Origin of the sequence: Vibrio wakamikoensis, from assembly GCF_050337275.1 — a bacterium.
Classification (GTDB): domain Bacteria; phylum Pseudomonadota; class Gammaproteobacteria; order Enterobacterales; family Vibrionaceae; genus Vibrio; species Vibrio chaetopteri.
The window spans coordinates 158,125-177,589 of sequence record NZ_JAKJST010000015.1 but is presented as its reverse complement, the minus strand read 5'-3'; the positions used below and the strand labels follow the sequence as shown (position 1 = coordinate 177,589).

Below are 19,465 nucleotides of genomic sequence, written 5' to 3'. Positions count from 1 at the left end.
GATTAAAACTTGGTTTCTCGTAAATGCTTAGGACGTATTTTGAGTTTTATAATTAGCCTTGATAAGAGACGCACGATACTTGGTGCGACGATACCGAGTGCTAGGCCAACAGCGGTAAATACGCCTGCGACCGTTAAAAAGTCTTCAATATTCATAGTTGATCCCAATCTACACGGGAAGCAAAACGACTGGCCGGTATCGCATTGTCAGGTTCTGCTTCTGTGATGCTTGGTTGTTCTGGGTAGTTGATACCTTGTATGTTGGAAAGTCGCGCTACGATCTCACCAGCATCCGTGTATTGTGACTGTTCGATAAACAGTTCATTCGGCGCCACCGCGAACACGTTCAATAACGCTTGATGGATCTCATAACGTCTTAATGAGCTAAAAAATATCAAAATGCGGCCATCAATTTGACAGGCAATATCCCCTTGGCGCTTCATTTGACTATAGGACATCGCCTCACTAAGTGGTACTGAAGAGAAAGGGGTTAACTCGACCAACGCATACTCAATCTGCGTATTACGACAAACCTCGATGGCATTTAGCGTGAGTGATTTAAATGAGTCGTAGCTAATAAACCCACTTTCATTGATAGGGCTTTCAAACTGTCGAAACAGCGAGGTTTCTGACAGGTAATTTGCCTCCATTTTTGTCATCGACGCCAAGCGTATTTGGTCGTAAAGCACCGCATTGCTTTTCGTGTGATCGACAATGCTTTGAGCACCTGCGGTGATGAACATGTGGAAATCATTGTAGCGAATACAAGGTTTTAGCTCTTTAACGACAAAGTGCACACTGTTCCCATAACGCTTCTTGTTATGGAGAATTGTTTTAGCGATACGCTTGATGTCATCAAAACCGCTGCAAGGGAGTACAACAACAGTGGCTACACTGGTTTCGAGTACCGCATTAGGGATGTCAAATTGCTCAAATAGCTGGAATCCATGCTCATCGATAAAGTCACGACTTGCTGCTTGAGAGGAAACCAGTACGGGCAAAACCTGCTTGTTAACTTGATCGCTCTCATTATCTGATAATAAAAATAGCTTATTGGCCAATTGAGTTTGACCATCTTGATAATGGATAGCCTTGATAAAAGTTTGTTGATTATGCTGTTTTAATTCACCAAGAAATATCCTTTCCCCCCGTAATGATTGTTTATATTCCTCAGGATTAATCGAATTATTAATATCTAGTAACAGAATTGTAATATTTATAAAATCAATTGTTGTTTGTTCGATCGCAAAATTAACATCTAGTTTTGAACTCTGCTCTAAGTCGAGCAATATACAGATATGAACATTGTTATTAATAGGCAATCTTGATAGGTCATCCAAAAACTCAGCCATTGATATAGCTGGGCTAGATAGGAATATCCGCGAGAAGTTTTGATTGATTAGCTCGGTAGATTTAACACTGAGCTTGTCAGATTGTGTAAGAAAATCCTTACCAGATGGAGAGGTAAATAGGTCAGCTTTAGTCTCAAAAAGTGGGGCTTTTTCGTGGTGGAATAACAGATTTTCCAAAGCTTGCCAAGAGTTAATGTGCATGATTTGCTGAATCATTAGCCTAATTACCATAAGTAATAGTGATATTAGTTGGAGCGTAGTGTACTATGCGTACAAATTTAGAACAAACTTATCTTAAGCTGAGTAGTAGAAGGTAATGCAAAACCATACCACCGATGTCGAACAAATTTATAAATCGTACGGCATTCCTATTTCTGGGTATCAGAATCTGGAACGTAGCGACGAAATAAGGTTATCGCAAAGTAAATGGAATTTTTTGCAATCAGAAAATACAGCGCAGAGTGAATCGCCAGAGCCAGCATTTGCTACGCTTAATAATAAGACGACGCCATCTCTGGCATCGTTAAAAGAGGAATAAGTTTTTCATGTCCATATTGTTGGTAAAAGGTATTCATGCGGGAGTGGGGGCAAGCACTGTCGCCGCGAACCTTGCGGCTGCCTATACCGTACTTGGACATAAAGTACTTTTGGTTGACCTTGACCCTAAGAATCTTAAGGGACCCTGGTTTGGCCATCCAACGGATAAAGCTTCTGGATGGACAGATGCTGTGCGCTGTGATGAAAGCTGGAAGCAAGCATTGCTAAGAGATCCGATTGGCAGTTACTTCTTGCCTCACGGCAGTACAATGCTGACCTCGAGTGAGTACGCCAGCTACTTAGATGAAATGCTAGCGGCTGCGCAGGATAAATTTGAGATCATCATTGTTTCTGCGCCGCATGATATTGAGCTGTCACCAACACATGCTAGCGCGTTGCTGAGACTGCGAGTTGTCAATCCAACTCCGATGTGCGTAACAATGTTAAACCGTCAAATTGCGCAGAACCCTCCCGACGACAAAACCCTATTTGTTCTTAACCAGTGCCGTCATGACATTGCCTTGCTGCGAGATATGACCTTGGTGCTGGAAGAGGCGCTCGGTACCCGACTTATTTCTGCACATCTCTATTATGACATTGCGATTCAAGAAGCTTTTGCCATGCTTGGTAATGTGATGACTGCTGCAACACGCTCCAATGCGGCGGTTGAATTTAGACAGTTGGCAACCGTTGTGTTGTCTCAGGTAGAAAAGAACCAGCTTCGCTCATAATCATGTTTGTCGCCCGATTTGTTTCACCAGACCTGCTTCGTCAGTTTAGCGGTTCGATTCAGTTACCCGAGTTAGCGTTAAAGAATCGACACACGCTGCTGTTGCTATGCTTTCTGATTTTGCTGGCAGGCACACGGGTGATGCCAACACGCTCAGACTGGGAGCGCGCGTTCCCACAGATTGACTTGAATCACTTCCGCTTTAGTGACAACTTCCGCCTGCTCATTCAGTTGTGTTGGTTAGCATTAATTAAGCAAAACTTTACGTGGCAGCAGTGGCATTTAACGCGTCATCTCCGCGCTATCAATCAGGTGATTTCGCGTTTCTTCACCGTTTGTCGACGCTTTTCGGCGACTGCCGTGACAGCCATTGATGACCAACTTGAAGGGCAGGGTGTAAAGCGCACAGCAAACCATTTCATCCCTGATAGCTTGCTCTATATCGTACTTATTGTGTTGACGATACTGTGTTTGACCGTACCATTTTCCATTACTGCGCAAATTGTGTTTGTGGTGGTGCTAGCTGCAGTTGCTGCTTCTGTCCGCGGGGTAAAAGGTCGCTTGCCGAACATGCTGCTGATCATTCTCTCTCTTATCGCTTCCTGTCGGTATTTGTGGTGGCGATATTCGTCGACCATCAATTGGGACAAAGATCTGGATATGATGCTTGGCTTGGTGCTGCTGATGGCAGAAACCTATTCTTGGATGGTGTTGATTTTAAGTTACTTCCAGACCATTTGGCCGTTGAATCGCACCCCGGAAACCTTGCCCGACGATCCAAAAACTTGGCCGAGTATCGATCTTTTCATTCCCACCTACAATGAAGAATTGGATGTGGTTAGAGCCACGGTACTGGCGGCAACCGCGATCGATTGGCCAAAAGACAAGCTCAATATCTATATCTTGGATGATGGTAAACGTGATTTATTTCAGGCGTTTGCTGAACAAGCCGGGGTTGGCTACATTCGTAGGCCTACCAATGAGCACGCTAAGGCCGGTAACCTTAACCACGCACTAAAACAAACTCGTGGTGATTATGTCGCCATCTTCGATTGTGACCATATTCCCACTCGAGCGTTCTTTCAGGTGACGATGGGCGCGTTTGTAAAAGATCCCAACTTGGCACTGGTACAAACGCCACACCACTTTTTCTCGCCGGATCCGTTTGAACGTAACTTGTCGCGTTTTCGCCAACTTCCGAACGAGGGCAACTTGTTCTATGGTTTGATTCAAGATGGTAATGACATGTGGGATGCGACGTTTTTCTGTGGCTCGTGTGCGATTTTGCGTCGAGGTCCGTTGGAAGAAGTGGGCGGCGTTGCAGTAGAAACCGTGACGGAAGATGCTCACACCGCACTAAAAATGCATCGATTAGGCTATCGCAGTGCTTATCTCAAAGAGCCAATATCGGCTGGTCTTGCTACGGATAGTTTGTCGGCACACGTCGGTCAGCGTATTCGCTGGGCGCGCGGCATGGCGCAAATTTTTCGAACCGATAACCCGTTACTTGGGAAAGGATTATCTTGGCAGCAGAGATTGTGTTACCTCAACGGCATGATGCACTTCTTAAGTGGTATTCCACGGCTGATTTTTATGATCGCGCCTCTGGCGTTTTTGATTTTAGATGCCTACATCATCTATGCCCCAGCAATTGCCATCGTACTGTTTGTACTGCCGCACATGTTTCACGCCAACGTGGCTAACTCACGGATACAGGGTCAGTACCGCCACTCGTTTTGGGGGGAGGTGTATGAAACGGTATTGGCTTGGTATATCGCGATTCCAACCACCGTGGCTTTATTCGCACCGGGACGCGGCCGATTTAACGTGACGGCGAAAGGTGGATTGATTGACAAGCGTTTCTTCGATTGGGACATCAGTAAACCTATTATCGGTTTGCTACTACTCAATCTCCTCGGGTTTGCAGTGGGTGTTTATCGTTTGTTTGATTACCAGTTTACCGACACGACTACCGTACTGGTGAATTTGTTCTGGGTCATCTACAACTTAATTGTGCTCGGAGTTGCATTAGCGGTTGCTGCCGAAGAAAAACAAGTGCGTATGGCGCACCGTATTGACGTCAATTATCCAGTGTCGTTTATGACCACATCGGGACACCATTACCCGGCGACACTTAAAGATTTTTCGTTTAGTGGCCTTGGTATGCAGATAGATCCAGCCATTGAAATTCAACTTGGTGACGAGATCCTAGTAGCGCTAGAGCGCTATGGCATTAAAGAGTCGTTTCGCTGCGTCGTACGCTTTAGTCGTGATGGAGTGGTCGGCACCCAGCTCTTGCCTATGACAATGGAAAAAGAAAAACGTTTTGTTCAGTGTACGTTTGCCCGCTCAGACACATGGTCTAAGTGGCAGCAAGCCTATGAACACGACAAGCCGCTAGAGAGTTTGAAAAGTATGCTCTATGCCAGCGCGGTTGGAATAAGAAAAATGATTGAGTTTAGCCCCTCGGTAATCAGAGTGGCAGTTTTTAAGTGGGTCGATATGATGAGGAACCTTGCCTCCTATCGTCCTCGCTGGATTGTATAGGATATTAGAATGAAACTGATTCACGCGTTAACGCGAGTGATGCTCGGGGCGAGCTGTTTGCTGTCTGCCTCTGCTTTGGCCGATTTTGTTGATACGTCTCCCAAGCAAGTAAGCTATACCTTCAGCGAGATTGCTGGTCCTTCGTCGATCACTATTCGTGGTAGCGGTGGCACTGCTTTTCTTGGGTTTGGCTCTCGCCTTGATCAGATCATAACGGGTGGCGAGCTAGAGTTGTATTTTTCGCCTTCTCCAGCATTGCGCGCACGCGTGTCACACCTTCGTGTCTATCTCAATGAAGAGCTGATGGATGTCGTCGACTTCCAGCAAGATGGTGCCCACAAGCTTGAGAAAACCATCCGTCTCGATGGTCGTTTCTTCAAAAACTACAATCAGATAAAGTTCGAGCTCATTGGTCGCATCGACCAAGAGTGTAGCGATGCCAGCGATCCGGCATTATGGTGGGAGCTAGGTTCAGCGAGTCGCATTACCCTTGATGTGCGTAATATTGATGTGGCTAACGAACTTAGTTTACTTCCCGCGCCGTTTTTTGATGCACGTGACCTAAAAAACGTCACCATTCCAGTGGTATTGCCGAGCGATTTTGGTACTCAAAATCTGCATTCTGCTTCAGTAGTGGCGTCTTATTTTGCTAGCCAAGCAAAATGGCGAGAGGTGAGTTTCCCTGTTTACCAACAAGATGCGCCGAGCCAGCATGCTATTGTGCTTGCGACCAATGATCATCGACCAGACCTAGTTAAAGATCTACCAGAGATCACTCAACCAACGATCCAAATGGTCACACACCCGACGGTTCCGGGAAAGAAGCTGCTGTTGGTATTGGGTAAAGATGAGCAGCAACTGGAATTAGCGGCACGCGGTTTAGTGGCTGGCAGTCAGTTGATGTCGGGCGAAGTTGCGTACATCAACAGCGTGACGAATGTTGCTCCGCGTAAACCTTACGATGCGCCCAACTGGTTGCCGACAGACAGAGCCGTTAAGTTCTCTGAGCTTATTGAGGGGAGTTACCAGCTTGAGTCGCAAGGGGTCGAGCTAAACCCTATTCGTGTTGATTTTACTCTGCCACCGGATCTGTTTACTTGGAACGCGAACAGCGTTCCAATGAAACTCAGCTATCGCTATTCGCCACCACTAAAAGGCACCAAAACCTCGCGTTTGAATATTTCCGTTAACGATCGCTTTGTACGTGCGTTTCCGCTCGATGAAAACAGAAGTGAAGGTGAGCAAGACACGTGGCGAGTACCTATCTTAGGCACCGAGTCGTTTACTGGTAAGTCATCGACGCAACTGCCAGGGTTTAAGATCTCACAAAACAACACGCTGGCGTTCAATTTTCAAATAGCCAATGTATCTACTGGTGTTTGTGAAGGGATTGGACCTACAATCAATTATGCGGCAATTGACGGTGCGTCGACACTCGATTTTTCTGGCTTCCCACATTACATTCGCATGCCGGATGCACAGTCCTTTGTAAGCTCGGGCTTCCCATATTCACGAATGGCTGACTTGTCTGAAACAGCTGTAGTGATCACTCCGAAGCCAAGTGCAAAAGAAGTCGAGCTACTGCTAAATACGGTGGGCTTTATCGCTAAGAAAACCGGTTTACCTGCTTATCAGTTCAGTTTGTCTGAGCAATGGGATGAGTCGGCTTTAAGTGACAAAGATATTTTGGTACTGGGCGTGCAGGCGGCGACTAAGCTCGATCTCACATCGACGGCGTTAACGCACGTTAGCTCTAGCGAGGCCGGTCGCTTTATTGAGGCGACAACCGTGTCTGAAAAGCCACAAACGCAAGGGCTGGCAAAGCTATCGGGTCGCCAAGCAACGGTGAGCGCCAACGTGCGTGCTCGCGGCGAGTTTGCGTCTATTGCCAGCTTTGAATCGCCGTTTTCTAAACAGCGCACAGTAACCGTGTTGTCTGCTCGTAATGATGGTTCCGTTCCTCTTCTGTATGGTGCAATGAACGATCGAGCCAATAACGTTAGTGGCTCAGCGGTGGCGATCACCCTAAGTGACATCGTGAGTCATCAAGTTGGTGACTACTATTATGTCGGTTCACTGCCGCTCTATGACCTGGTTTGGTACCACTTCTCTGATAGACCTATGTTGATGGTCGCCATCGCACTGCTATTGGTTGTGGCCTTTACTATGGTGATGTGGCGTATGCTTTCACGCTATGCAAGACGCCGCTTGGCGAGTCAGGTTAGCACTCACAAAGGAGCCTAATGATGAGAACATGGTTGTTCGCATTTGCCATGATGCTAAGTACTGTTGCACCCGTGAGCCAAGCCGAGACTTGGCAGCAGTGGCAGGAGTTTAAATCTGTCTACATGACCGCTGAGGGGCGCATTGTCGATGGCTCTGACGCCAGACTTATCACCACATCGGAAGGGCAGTCTTATGCGATGTTTTTTGCCCTTGTCGCTAATGATAAAGCCGCGTTCGATACGCTATATAACTGGACTCAACAGCACCTTGCTGGTGGCGATCTTACTGCTCGCCTGCCTGCTTGGTTATGGGGTAAAACGTCGCAAGGTTACGGCATTATCGACAGCAATTCGGCGTCAGATTCGGATCTGTGGATAGCGTATACCTTGATTGAAGCGGGACGCTTATGGGGCAGTGATTACTATCAAAACGTTGGATACCTATTAGCCAAGCGCATCCTCAAAGAAGAAACGGTCTCTTTTGGTGCGGGTAATAGACAGCTTCTGCCCGGCAAACAAGGCTTTGAGCAAGGTGACAAGGTCAAACTTAACCCAAGTTATGTACCGTTACCTGTTTTAGCTGCCTTCGCCCATCACGATACTGCGGGACCGTGGCGCGAACTGTACTCCGGCTCTCTCGCATTGCTTCTCGACAGTCAGCGCAAGGGCGTGAGTCCGGACTGGTTGCTCTATGATGGTAAGACAATTAGTTATGACGCAAAGACCACGGATATTGGCAACTACAATGCGATCCGTAGTTACCTTTGGGCTGGGATGATGCCAAGTGACATGGAAGGCGCACTGCCAATTGTTGACTCGTTTAAGCCTTTTGTCTCACTGGCCATTGAGCAGCAGTACACACCGCTTAATACTTATGCGCAGAGCGGAAAAATGGAGCAGAGTGCTCCTATTGGCTTTGATGCAGCGCTATTACCTCTGATCGGCTTGAACGCAGACGAAGAGGTGACATCAAACTGGGCAGAACGAGTGCGTGAAAACCTCGTCACCGATCGCAATAACGAGTATTACAACAATGTGTTAGCGTTATTTGGATTAGGCTGGTACGACAATCAATATCGATTCAATGGCCAAGGAGAGTTGTTAGTGCCGTGGGCGGAGAGTGGTCAGCCGTGAAGGTAACGAGAGCATTGAGCCAAATTTCTGCTGCGCTTTTGAGTGTACTTTGCTCCTCCGCGTGGGGCAGCGATGTACCTTCGGTGTTTTACCGCTCAGCACCAGACTGGCTTGAAAATCAGATAGTGATCGGTGAGCTCAAACAGGACGAGACCTTAGTTGAAGCGGCAGTAGAGCGTTGGCTAGCGATCACTCCAGAGAGTCCCGAAGCCTTGTTCGCGAAGGCGCGCTGGTTGGTAAGAAACAATCGATCTGATGAAGCAAGTGTTCTTTTTAAGCAATTGAATAATCAGGCCGATCCAGCTTTGGTTTCAGCCTTTGGCAATTATCTTGAATTACATACCACAGAGCGCGATCAATACAATCAAGCCTTGCTGTTGCAGCGCGGCGGTCAAAACGAAGCTGCGTTAAAACTGTTTGAGGAGCTTTATGGTTCCGAGCGTCCAGATATTATTAGTGAGCTTGATTATCTTGGACTCAAATCGACATTTCCACAGTACCAAGAGCAGGTACTTGAAGCGTATCAGCAGTTGGATCGCGCGTTTCCCAATGTGGGTGAAATTCGCTTAGGTCTTGCTCGGCACCTCTCGCGCTATGGGCGAGAGCCAGAAGCGTTAGCGATTTATCGTGACTTAGCGAATGACTCTCGTCTTGGCGTGTTCGCCAGTACTCTTTGGATGACTGAGCTACAAACTGAGCCTATGTCTCAACAGTGGATGGATACTCATGAGCTGATAGCCAGTTATCATCCAGAGAACTTAGGTATTCAACAGCAATACGAAACAGCTAAGCAGCGCTGGGATCGAGAAAAGATGCTGCGCAAAGACCCCGTATACCGTGGCAAGCTCGCTGCGTTTGCGCGCATTGAAAATCGTCAGTATGACGCCACCACATTCAAGGCACTGCAAGCGGCCAACCGCAAGTACCCAAACGATCCGGAAATCTTAGTTGCACTTGGTCGCTACCATTACCATAACAATAATTATCGAGCTTCAGTGAATGCGTTTAAGCAAGCGCAGCAGCTTGATGATTCGCCAGACCTCATCGATTTTTACCAATCTGAGATCAATTCGATTCGCTTTTGGCAAGCACTCGATGCTTCGAGGCGTGCTCTGAGTGCTGAGCAATACGATAAGGCAATGCAGCAAGCGGACTTAGCATTGTCTCTCGACAATAGTGAGCCTTTTGCTTATATCATCAAAGGGCGGGTTTATCTGGCGCAGCAAGAGTATTCCCAAGCGCATCAGGCTGCCAACAAAGCACTGACCTTGGCGCCAGACAACAGTTCTGCGCTGCAACTTTGGGTGCAAACTTATGCGCCAAATAAAGGGCATGCGGGGGAGTATGCTGCATTGCAGACGCTCAAACCGGCACAAATAGAGCAAATCGGAGCGTATGCAGCCGAGGTCGAGCACCTTGTGGTTTATGATAAGCTGCTTAAAAGCAAGTCTCTGCCAGAAAATGATCCGCTATTTCGCGCGCAGTTTAAACACGTACTCGACAGTGATGCTTACCTACCTTGGTTAAACAAAGACATTGCTGAACAGTTGCTGCGTTTAAACCAGCGCCGCTTGGCAGATACTGTGATGAGCCGTGCTTATCAACAGCACCAAGATAATGAACATACTCACGCTTATACCTTGTATTTGTCGGGTCAAGGGCGCTGGGATGAAGCGTTCGCGGTTGTGAATCAATCGCCCGCTCAGCAGCTTACGTCTGCGGAGCTTTCTACCTATTCTCGTGTAAAACTTGAATACTACCGCCAACAAATCGCTGAGCAGCAGCTTAGAGGTGATGAGCTGATCGCCTTTATTGAGAATGTTGCCCGTCATGATCGTCCAACTGCGATTGTATTGTGGTCAGAGACACCATTTGATGAGCGCGCTCAAGCAGAAATGGACGCAGTGGATATCGCGTCGCTTAGTACGCCAGAGCTTGAGCTGATGTCGCAAGCGGCGTTTGATATCGACAGTGCTAATTTTCACCGCGCTATCTATCAAGAAGCAGAGCAACGCAAAGTACTGTCAGACATTATTGAGCAGCGCCAGAGCTTGTTTGATGCCGATAGACTGCTGGCTGAAAACGAGGTTGAAGCAGCGTCAGAGATTTATTTGGCAAGTCTTAACGATGGTGTTGTACTTTCTCAACAGCGGCTGAGCACTTGGCTCAGCGCTGCGCCACAATACATCGACCCTGTGTTGGATATTCAAGCGCAGCGCGTGTTTGAGCTTAGCAACGAGCAAATCGTTAGCAGCTTATCTTTGGCGCTGGAAACCGACAATCAGCCCTACATCAACTTTTTCAACAACCATTTGCCATTAAAACCTCTGAACGCTTTCAATTATTGGCAGTTGCAAGAAGCGTCGTTGTCTCAATCTAGCGATGCGTTGACTCAGCAGTATTCGCGTCAAGCTTTGCTTTTGGATGATAAAGAGCGTTTGGGGCTGACCCGAGTCCGAGATATTGGTAGCGCGTATCGCGATGCCGATGATAACTGGATGACCAACGACATTATTGCCACACTTGATAGAATTGATGAGCGTCATCAGTCCTATTTCATTGTGGGCGGTGAGTTTAATAATGTGCCGGGTGGCTCTAAATACCTCACTGTTCCTTTTGAGCTTGGCATTGCTATCCCTGAGTGGGACGGTCGCCTTAAGCTTCGTACTGACAGCGTTTACCTCAATAGCGGCACGTTAACGTATTACGATACCAATATTGAGTTTGAGCGTGACCGAGTGGGACAAGCCTTCTCTGTTGGTTGGGAAGCTGAAAACTGGCAAGCGGATCTTGGCACCACCCCTGTTGGCTTTCGATATACCGATTGGGTAGGCGGCATTGAAGGGATCACCGAGTGGGGCGATGTGACTTTGCGAGGTAATGTCTCTAAGCGCCCTGTTACCGCGAGCTTTATCTCTTATTCTGGATTATCAGTGACGGATCGCACAGGCGTTACCACCGAGTTTGGCGGTGTGACTCGCAGTGGCGCCACGGTGAGCGCGTCTTGGAATGACGGACGCCCATACGGCGTTTGGGGTTATCTTGAGTACCATCAGCTAACTGGCAACAATGTCGCTGATAACGATAGAACCTCTGGCATGTTGGGTAGTTACTACAACTTTATTAGTAGCGATGATGAGGTGTTCTCTTTAGGTGGGGCTGTGTTTTACATGGGCTACGAGAAGAACGTCAATGAGGTAATTATCGGTCATGGTAAATACTACAGTCCGCAAAACTACACATCGTTGTCTTTGCCTGTCTCATATTATCGTCGCCACAGCTTTGATTGGACATATGGGGTGAGGGGCACGGTTTCTCTTTCGAACGCTTCCTTTGATGCGCCATACAATATCCCAGGCGGCACAGCTTCGTCATCAAGTGGCGTGAGTGCAGGACTGCAGTTTTATACCGAGTATCGAATGAGTGACCATTGGAGCTTTGTTGGCTATGTATCGCAGCAATTTTCGAGTGATTACCAGCCGAGTGTATTCAATGTCTATCTCAAGTATCACTTCGATCCTAACTGGCGTAAGGCTCGGCTACAGCCAGATCCACTAAGACTGTACGCGGACTATTTCTAGTCCGCGCATTTTGCTTTTTGTCGAGTTTACTGCGGGGGCTGTTTGAAGAATTTAGCGCGCTGTTTGACCCATTTGTTTGCCCAGTCAACAGGGGCATTTTGGTAGGCGCGTTCAACGGTTTGGTTTAAAACACGCACTGATGGTACATAGTTGAGTGTCTCTTTAGCACCACCCAGTTTAGCGATGTCGATGTCCGTCAATGAGCGGGCAGCAAACATCAATGAGTTGAGATAAACCGTTCCTGATTCGTATTTGTTGATGGCAGTATCAGTGAACAGCGCTAAGCCTTTTCTATTCATTGCCCATCGCTCACCAAGCCCAGGATAGCGCATAGTGTCAATGTGCTCGCCATCAATGTAGAGTTTGTAGGCGACATCTTCTGTCTCTGACGCAAAAAACACCATGGCAATACGATGCCAAGTATTGGCCTTAATAAGTCCTGCGTAATTCGGTGCGAGACCTATCTCGCCTTCCGGCGATAGGAAGATATCGGGTGCGCTGCTGCTGGTGTCAGCATCGATTATCGCTCGGTATTTACTGCTGTCATTTTCTAGCTCAGGCCATAGAGCATCAAAAACGATAGTGTAATAAGAGAGGCGGTCTTGATCGGCGAAGTCACCGTTAGTATCAAGTTCTGTAGCAAGCTGGAAGCGACCGTTATCTGATGCTCCTAAGGCGCCTAGTTCTATTACCGAAGCGTTGCTACCATCGGGAAGCAGTGGCAGAGAAAAAGATTCACTTGTGCCGCAGTTCAGTAGTTCGTCATTGCAAGATAAAAGTTCATCCGATGTATTCGTGAGCGTAAGGCTCGAAGCGATGTTTTGCTCTGGTGCAAAGATATCGTTCGCATCTTCAAAATTCCAAACAGAGGTAATGTTCGGGGCGTTTTCATCACAGCTGAACAGCAGTTCGTCAGTGTCGATGTATTGGCAGTTTGCGGTACGCTCACGGGCGTAGGCATCAAAAATCTCCCAAGCTTCGCCAACAAATTCTGCATCTTCTTTGCGGTAATAACTGCCATTAAAGAACAGCTCAGGATTCCAAGCAGCCGATTTAAAGAGGCCTACGTGATAGGTTTTGGCTGAATCGATATCGTCTAACGCTGGACCATGGTAATCAAGGCCACTTTCATAATTAAGCATAGCGCTAAGCGCTTCGCCTGATACGCTCACTTGATACAGTGATGAGAAACCTGGCGTATTGGCAGGCTGGCGCTCAATCGGGTAGGCGTGATGAAAGTCTTCTTGGGTCAACGAACCTGGAGCCCAGATTTCGCTATCTTCAATTTCTCCGCGATTGAGGAAGCTGGCATCTATCTGGTAATTGATCCCTGATTTGGGGGCTGTAAAGTCGGTCAAACTGTCATGCAGAATATCCAAGATGCCATCGCGGCTTGGCTGTTTGAGCGATACAGCAATTTCGGTGTTCGCATCGGGAGCGTAAGTTCCCATGATGCCATCAATACGACGTTTGGTTGTCTCGTTAACGGGTAACGATTCGGTAATATCAAGTTCGGCAATGGTTTCGGGCGTTATTGCGGCTTTGGTGGCTAGGTCAAACGTTACGGTGACGTCGGTGTAACCTTTGGCATTAAAATCAGGCAGCAGTACTGTTGTGCCATTTACTCTAGTGGTCTTTGGTGAGTCGTGAGTGTGTCCGCCGAGCACAAGATCGATGCCGTCAACAAAGGTCGCTAGAGCAACATCGGTGCCATGGCCAAGGTGGCTGAGCATCACCATATAGTCCACTTGATCGCCATAGGCGGCGATGATCTCGCGAGCGCGCTCGTTCCAGTCCCAACGCATTCTGAAATCGTCGATAAAGTCTACTTGAGGATTAATCTCTTCATCGAGCTCATTCCATGGCCCCGACGTCATGCCAAAGACACCCACCTTAATGCAGCCCACTTCTGCAATAGCAAAGTCTACCCCTGCAAATCCCGCAGGGTCATTGCCATAGTATTCGGTGTTGGAGGCAAGGACTGTTGATACATCATCTTTTGCGTACTCCAGTAATTGCTCAGGCCCCCAGGCAAAGTCGTGGTTACCAATCACGCGATAATCAAACTCCAACGCTTGCGTGGCCTCAAGCGTGGCATAGCCCCCTGATAATTGCTCGGCAACCGTCCCTTTTTCATAGTCATCACCACCGTTGGTAAACAGGGTATAGGGCTCTTCGGCAAGCGCATCGACATGAGCTTGTTTGATTTTGCTATAGAACTGCTCACGATAACCGAAGTGGCCGTGTAGATCTGCGACGTGGATAAAGCGAATGGTCTGCGTGTCGGCACTGGCGTCACAAGCTGGCCCATGAGACTTAGTTGGTGCAACTGGAATAGGATCGCCAAGCGATACGCTGGTGTCATCGTTACAACCAGAGAGCAATAGTGTGGATAGGGCGCTGCCTAATGCGAGCAATGTGAAGCGGGTACGTGTCATCGAAAAACCATAGCTAATCAAAGTGGAGAGCAAAAGCATGCATAGGATACCAGATTCTGGTTGGTAAAATATCATTAGCAATGGAGTTATTGGTGGGTTTTATGTGGTGGTTCGCATTCAGCAGTATTTGGGGGAGAGGGTTAGAGGGTAATAAACGCATATCGAGATGTATTGGAGCCGCCGTAGGCACTATTGGTTGGGGCGGTATAATGGCTGACTGCCAATAAATCCTGTGAATTTTTTGCGTTAAGTAAGGAAACTGTAAGAAAATGGGGGTTTCCTCCAATGTTTCTGCTTCAATGCCTTGCTGTGATGGCGCGGCATTGGTACATTTAGTGCAATTTTTGTCTTCTAATTCTTGCAGGACGAGCGAAGAATATGTTTAAAAAACTGCGTGGCATGTTTTCTAACGACCTATCGATTGATTTAGGTACTGCCAACACACTGATTTATGTAAAAGGACAGGGTATCGTCCTAGACGAGCCTTCTGTTGTAGCTATCCGTCAAGATCGTGCGGGTTCAGCCAAAAGCGTTGCGGCCGTCGGTCATGCAGCGAAACAGATGCTAGGTCGTACACCTGGTAACATTTCTGCCATTCGTCCAATGAAAGACGGCGTAATTGCTGATTTCTACGTGACTGAGAAAATGCTCCAGCACTTCATTAAGCAAGTTCACGACAACAGCGTATTGAAGCCAAGCCCGCGCGTACTTGTGTGTGTGCCTTGTGGTTCTACGCAAGTTGAGCGTCGTGCCATTCGTGAATCTGCGCTTGGCGCAGGTGCTCGTGAAGTCTACCTCATTGATGAGCCGATGGCGGCAGCAATTGGTGCTGGTCTACGCGTTTCAGAACCAACGGGTTCTATGGTGGTCGATATCGGCGGCGGTACAACAGAAGTGGCGGTGATCTCGCTAAACGGCGTGGTTTACTCATCGTCAGTTCGTATCGGTGGTGACCGCTTTGATGAAGCGATCATCAACTATGTGCGTCGTAACTACGGCAGCTTGATCGGTGAAGCAACGGCTGAGAAGATCAAACACGAAATCGGTTCTGCGTACCCTGGTGACACGGTTGAAGAGATCGAAGTTCGCGGTCGTAACCTTGCTGAAGGTGTGCCACGTAGCTTTAGCCTAAACTCAAACGAGATCCTAGAAGCACTTCAAGAGCCGCTAACAGGTATCGTATCGGCTGTGATGGTTGCGCTAGAGCAGTGTCCGCCAGAGCTGGCATCTGACATCTCAGAAAACGGCATGGTACTAACGGGTGGTGGTGCACTACTTCGTGATCTAGACCGTCTATTGACTGAAGAAACGGGTATTCCAGTTGTTATCGCTGAAGATCCACTGACCTGTGTGGCTCGTGGTGGCGGTAAAGCGCTTGAGATGATCGACATGCACGGTGGCGATCTATTTACTGAAGAATAATGGTTTCTCTCTAGTTTTGGTGTGGTACTGAAACTAGAGTCCGCATCAAGGTTATGAGTACATGAAACCAATATTTGGTCGGGGTCCGTCCTTACAACTTCGGTTATTTCTTGCTGTAACTCTATCAGCCGGCTTAATGCTGGCTGATAGTCGTTTAGACACATTCTCCAATTTCCGCTATCTGCTGAACAGTGCTGTTGCGCCTATTCAATATGCTGCCAACTTACCGCGTAGTATGTTTGATGGAGTCTATGAGCGTCTTAATACGCGTCAAGGCTTAGCTGAGCAGAATATCAACCTTAAACGTGAAGTACTGCGTTTGAAAAGCGACCTTATCTTGCTCGATCAATATCGTGAAGAGAATCAGCGCTTTCGTGAACTGCTTGGCTCGTCTTTTGTGAGGGGTGAGAAGAAAGTGGTCACCGAGGTAATGGCAGTGGACACGTCACCCTATCGTCACCAGGTGGTGATTGATAAAGGCCGTATTGATGGCGTTTACGAAGGTCAGCCGGTTATCAATGAAAATGGTATTGTTGGCCAGGTGACATTCGTTGGTGCGCACAATAGTCGAATTATGCTATTGACGGATACCAACAGCGCGATCCCAGTACAGGTGATCCGCAATGACATCCGTGTTATTGGTTCTGGCAACGGTTCAATTGATGAGATCCAACTGGAGCACATTCCTACCAGTACCGATATTCAGCCTGACGATCTTCTTGTGACGTCGGGTCTTGGTGGCATTTATCCTGAAGGTTATCCAGTGGCACACGTTAAATCGGTGCAACGTGATAATCGTCGTGAGTTCGCTAATATCATCGCTGAGCCCGTGGTTGATTTTGACCGTTTACGCTACCTACTTTTGATCTGGCCGAATAATGATAGGCAGCAGCAGGAAGTGGAAGATATCCTCAATGCAGAATAAAGGATTAACACACAATTATGGCTAACAGCTCTTTTCGCAGTCATATGGTGATTGGCACGTCGCTGCTGGTGGCATTGGTGCTGCAGACCATCCCATGGCCGGGTGTTTTGGATTTTGTCCGCCCTTCATGGCTATTTTTGGTACTCGGTTACTGGGTGCTGGCACTGCCGCACCGCGTTAATGTGGGTACTGCCTTGTTTGTTGGCTTGGTGTGGGATCTGCTGGTCGGCTCGACGCTTGGCATACGCGGCATGATGATGTCGATTGTGGTTTACGTCATCGCGCTTAACTTTTTGGTGTTGAGAAACATGGCATTGTGGCAACAAGCAACCATTATGGCGCTGTTGTCTATGGTGCTCGAAGTATGCATCTTTTTCGGCGAGTATTTGATCCAAGACGTGACTTTTAATCCAATGTCGCTGTGGAGTGGTTTGATTAACTGTATACTCTGGCCATGGATGTTTTTATTGCTTCGTCGAGTAAGAAGGCATTGGCATGTCAGGTAATCAGTCTGTATCACGCGTTGTATTGGCTTCCACATCACCACGCCGCAGAGAACTATTGACTCAACTGGGCTACGAATTTTCCATCGTTAGTCCCGATATTGAAGAGCAGCAGCAAGACAATGAAGCGCCGCAAGAGTACGTGGCGCGTTTGTCGTTAGAGAAAGCCTTAGCAGGTCTTGCTTTGAGTCATCAAGAGAGCGTAGTTTTGGGTTCCGATACCGTGGTCGTGCTCGATGGTCATGTGTTGGAAAAACCGCACGACTTTGACCATGCCAACCGCATGTTGAGTAGCATGTCAGGTCAAAAACACCAGGTGCTGACAGCAGTTAGCGTGGTAAGCAAATTAAAGCAAGCATCGGTGGTGGTGACCACGGATGTGTGGTTCAAAACACTTAGCCAACAAGAAATAGAACGATATTGGCACAGTGGTGAACCGAGAGATAAAGCTGGCAGTTATGGTATCCAAGGATTAGGTGGGCGTTTTGTTACTCGGATCGAGGGCAGCTATTACGCCGTAGTGGGACTGCCGCTGTATGAAACTGACCAGCTCTTGCAAGAATTTATAAATAATTAAAATATTGAGGTGCGCTCATGAGTGCAGAGCTGTTGATAAACGTAACTCCCAGTGAAACAAGAGTTGCGATGATAGAGAGTGGAATTCTTCAAGAAGTCCACATTGAACGCGAAGCCAAACGAGGCATCGTGGGTAACATCTACAAAGGTAAAGTCAGTCGCGTGCTTCCGGGGATGCAAGCGGCGTTCGTCGACATCGGTCTGGAAAAGGCCGCGTTTCTTCATGCCTCCGATATTGTCCCTCACACCGAATGTGTTGCCGAGAACGAGAAAAAACAATTTCAAGTACGCGATATCTCTGAGCTAGTGCGCCAAGGGCAAGACATTGTGGTGCAAGTGGTCAAAGACCCACTGGGCACCAAAGGCGCTCGCCTAACCACAGATATCACCCTACCTTCACGATACTTGGTATTCATGCCTGGAGCGAGCCACGTGGGGGTTTCTCAGCGTATTGAAAGTGAAGATGAACGCCTACGCCTTAAGCGAGTTGTCGCTGATTACTGCGATGAGAATGGCGGGTTCATTATTCGTACCGCGGCTGAGGGGGCGAATGAGAAAGAGTTGGCGCAAGATGCCGCGTTTCTTAAGCGCCTGTGGACTAAAATCAACGAGCGCCGTACTAAATACAAGACACGTTCTACCTTGTATGGTGAGCTGGGTTTAGCGCATCGTATCTTGCGTGATTTCGTTGGTACCGAAATCACCCGCATTCAGGTCGATTCTCGTTTGATATTTGAGAGCCTAAAAGAGTTTACCAGCGAATTTGTTCCAGAATTAGAGTCACTGTTAGAGCTCTATGAAGGCGATAAGCCGATCTTCGACATGTTTGATACGGAGAACGAAATTCAGCGCTCATTGGAGCGCAAGGTCGATCTTAAATCGGGCGGCTATCTGATCATTGATCAAACCGAAGCCATGACCACGGTAGACATCAACACGGGTGCCTTCGTCGGTCGCCGTAACCTAGAAGAGACCATCTTTAATACCAATGTTGAAGCGACTCAGGCGATTGCTCGCCAACTGAGACTGCGTAATCTAGGTGGTATCATCATTATCGATTTCATTGACATGGGGCTGGATGAACACCGTCAGCGTGTTTTGGCTTCTCTTGAAGCAGCACTGTCAAAAGATCGCGTAAAAACCAATATCAATGGCTTTACTCAGCTTGGTTTGGTGGAAATGACCCGCAAGCGTACCCGTGAAAGTATTGAACACGTGCTGTGTAGCGGTTGTCCAACTTGTGAAGGTCGTGGTTCGGTGAAAACGGTGGAAACCGTCTGTTATGAGATCCTACGAGAGATCACCCGAGTCAACCGAGCTTACGATGCTGATAATTTTGTGGTTTATGCGGCACCTGCTGTTGCGGAAGCGCTAGAAGGTGAAGAATCACATGCACTCGCGGAACTTGAAGTCTTTATTGGCAAGCAAGTGCGTATTCAAGCAGAACCACTGTATATTCAAGAACAATTTGATGTTGTTATGATGTGATGAGAAGT

General features: G+C 47.8%; 14 protein-coding genes. 11 read left to right on the top strand and 3 right to left on the bottom strand.

Annotation, left to right across the window (positions count from 1 at the left end; translation table 11 throughout):
* Window positions 1-2: 2 nt before the first annotated feature.
* Window positions 3-155, bottom strand: coding sequence for a hypothetical protein (locus tag L4C42_RS06770; RefSeq protein ID WP_418641956.1), 153 nt, complete (start codon window positions 153-155; stop codon window positions 3-5).
* On the bottom strand, window positions 152-1,567 hold the full coding sequence (locus L4C42_RS06765; protein WP_429759877.1) for a BcsE family c-di-GMP-binding protein: 1,416 nt from the start codon (window positions 1,565-1,567) through the stop codon (window positions 152-154). Before L4C42_RS06765 ends, L4C42_RS06770 begins: the two co-directional genes overlap by 4 nt.
* Before the next feature lie 100 nt (window positions 1,568-1,667).
* Here L4C42_RS06765 and L4C42_RS06760 point away from each other — a divergent pair, with 100 nt between their 5' ends.
* Genes L4C42_RS06760 through L4C42_RS06735 form a run of 6 tightly spaced genes read left to right on the top strand, consistent with a single transcriptional unit; the run spans window position 1,668 to window position 12,105 of the window.
* Window positions 1,668-1,889 carry a hypothetical protein gene (locus tag L4C42_RS06760; protein ID WP_353497092.1) on the top strand — a complete coding sequence of 74 codons (222 nt, stop codon included), beginning with the start codon at window positions 1,668-1,670 and terminating at the stop codon, window positions 1,887-1,889.
* A 7-nt stretch (window positions 1,890-1,896) separates the two neighbouring features.
* Complete coding sequence (locus L4C42_RS06755; RefSeq protein WP_353497091.1) at window positions 1,897-2,619, top strand: cellulose synthase operon protein YhjQ/BcsQ; 723 nt, start codon at window positions 1,897-1,899, stop codon at window positions 2,617-2,619.
* A 2-nt stretch (window positions 2,620-2,621) separates the two neighbouring features.
* Complete coding sequence (gene bcsA, locus L4C42_RS06750; protein ID WP_353497090.1) at window positions 2,622-5,165, top strand: UDP-forming cellulose synthase catalytic subunit; 2,544 nt, start codon at window positions 2,622-2,624, stop codon at window positions 5,163-5,165.
* A gap of 9 nt (window positions 5,166-5,174) precedes the next feature.
* Window positions 5,175-7,409, top strand: a complete 2,235-nt coding sequence (gene bcsB, locus L4C42_RS06745) for a cellulose biosynthesis cyclic di-GMP-binding regulatory protein BcsB (RefSeq protein WP_429759874.1) — start codon at window positions 5,175-5,177, stop codon at window positions 7,407-7,409.
* The gene (gene bcsZ, locus L4C42_RS06740) at window positions 7,409-8,524 is read left to right on the top strand and encodes a cellulose synthase complex periplasmic endoglucanase BcsZ (protein ID WP_418641959.1); all 1,116 of its coding nucleotides are present in this window, start codon (window positions 7,409-7,411) and stop codon (window positions 8,522-8,524) included. Before bcsB ends, bcsZ begins: the two co-directional genes overlap by 1 nt.
* 14 nt (window positions 8,525-8,538) lie before the next feature.
* On the top strand, window positions 8,539-12,105 hold the full coding sequence (locus L4C42_RS06735) for a cellulose synthase subunit BcsC-related outer membrane protein (RefSeq protein WP_418641960.1): 3,567 nt from the start codon (window positions 8,539-8,541) through the stop codon (window positions 12,103-12,105).
* 26 nt (window positions 12,106-12,131) lie between these two features.
* On the opposite strand, the gene L4C42_RS06730 is transcribed toward L4C42_RS06735, so the two are convergent.
* On the bottom strand, window positions 12,132-14,543 hold the full coding sequence (locus tag L4C42_RS06730; RefSeq protein WP_418641961.1) for a metallophosphoesterase: 2,412 nt from the start codon (window positions 14,541-14,543) through the stop codon (window positions 12,132-12,134).
* A gap of 378 nt (window positions 14,544-14,921) precedes the next feature.
* Between L4C42_RS06730 and L4C42_RS06725 the strand changes: the two genes are divergently transcribed.
* The 5 genes from L4C42_RS06725 to rng all read left to right on the top strand — a co-directional run bounded on the left by L4C42_RS06725 (window position 14,922) and on the right by rng (window position 19,457).
* Window positions 14,922-15,965, top strand: coding sequence for a rod shape-determining protein (locus tag L4C42_RS06725; RefSeq protein WP_042473407.1), 1,044 nt, complete (start codon window positions 14,922-14,924; stop codon window positions 15,963-15,965).
* 61 nt (window positions 15,966-16,026) lie between these two features.
* Window positions 16,027-16,890: a rod shape-determining protein MreC gene (mreC, locus tag L4C42_RS06720; protein WP_353497085.1), complete on the top strand. Its 864-nt coding sequence runs from the start codon at window positions 16,027-16,029 to the stop codon at window positions 16,888-16,890.
* A 17-nt stretch (window positions 16,891-16,907) separates the two neighbouring features.
* Entirely contained in the window at window positions 16,908-17,396 is a 489-nt protein-coding gene (gene mreD, locus L4C42_RS06715) for a rod shape-determining protein MreD (RefSeq protein ID WP_353497084.1), read from the top strand.
* Window positions 17,386-17,970 carry a Maf family protein gene (locus L4C42_RS06710; protein WP_353497083.1) on the top strand — a complete coding sequence of 195 codons (585 nt, stop codon included), beginning with the start codon at window positions 17,386-17,388 and terminating at the stop codon, window positions 17,968-17,970. Before mreD ends, L4C42_RS06710 begins: the two co-directional genes overlap by 11 nt.
* A gap of 17 nt (window positions 17,971-17,987) precedes the next feature.
* A complete protein-coding gene (gene rng, locus L4C42_RS06705; RefSeq protein ID WP_353497082.1) occupies window positions 17,988-19,457 on the top strand; it encodes a ribonuclease G in 1,470 nt (489 codons plus the stop codon).
* Window positions 19,458-19,465: the final 8 nt, after the last annotated feature.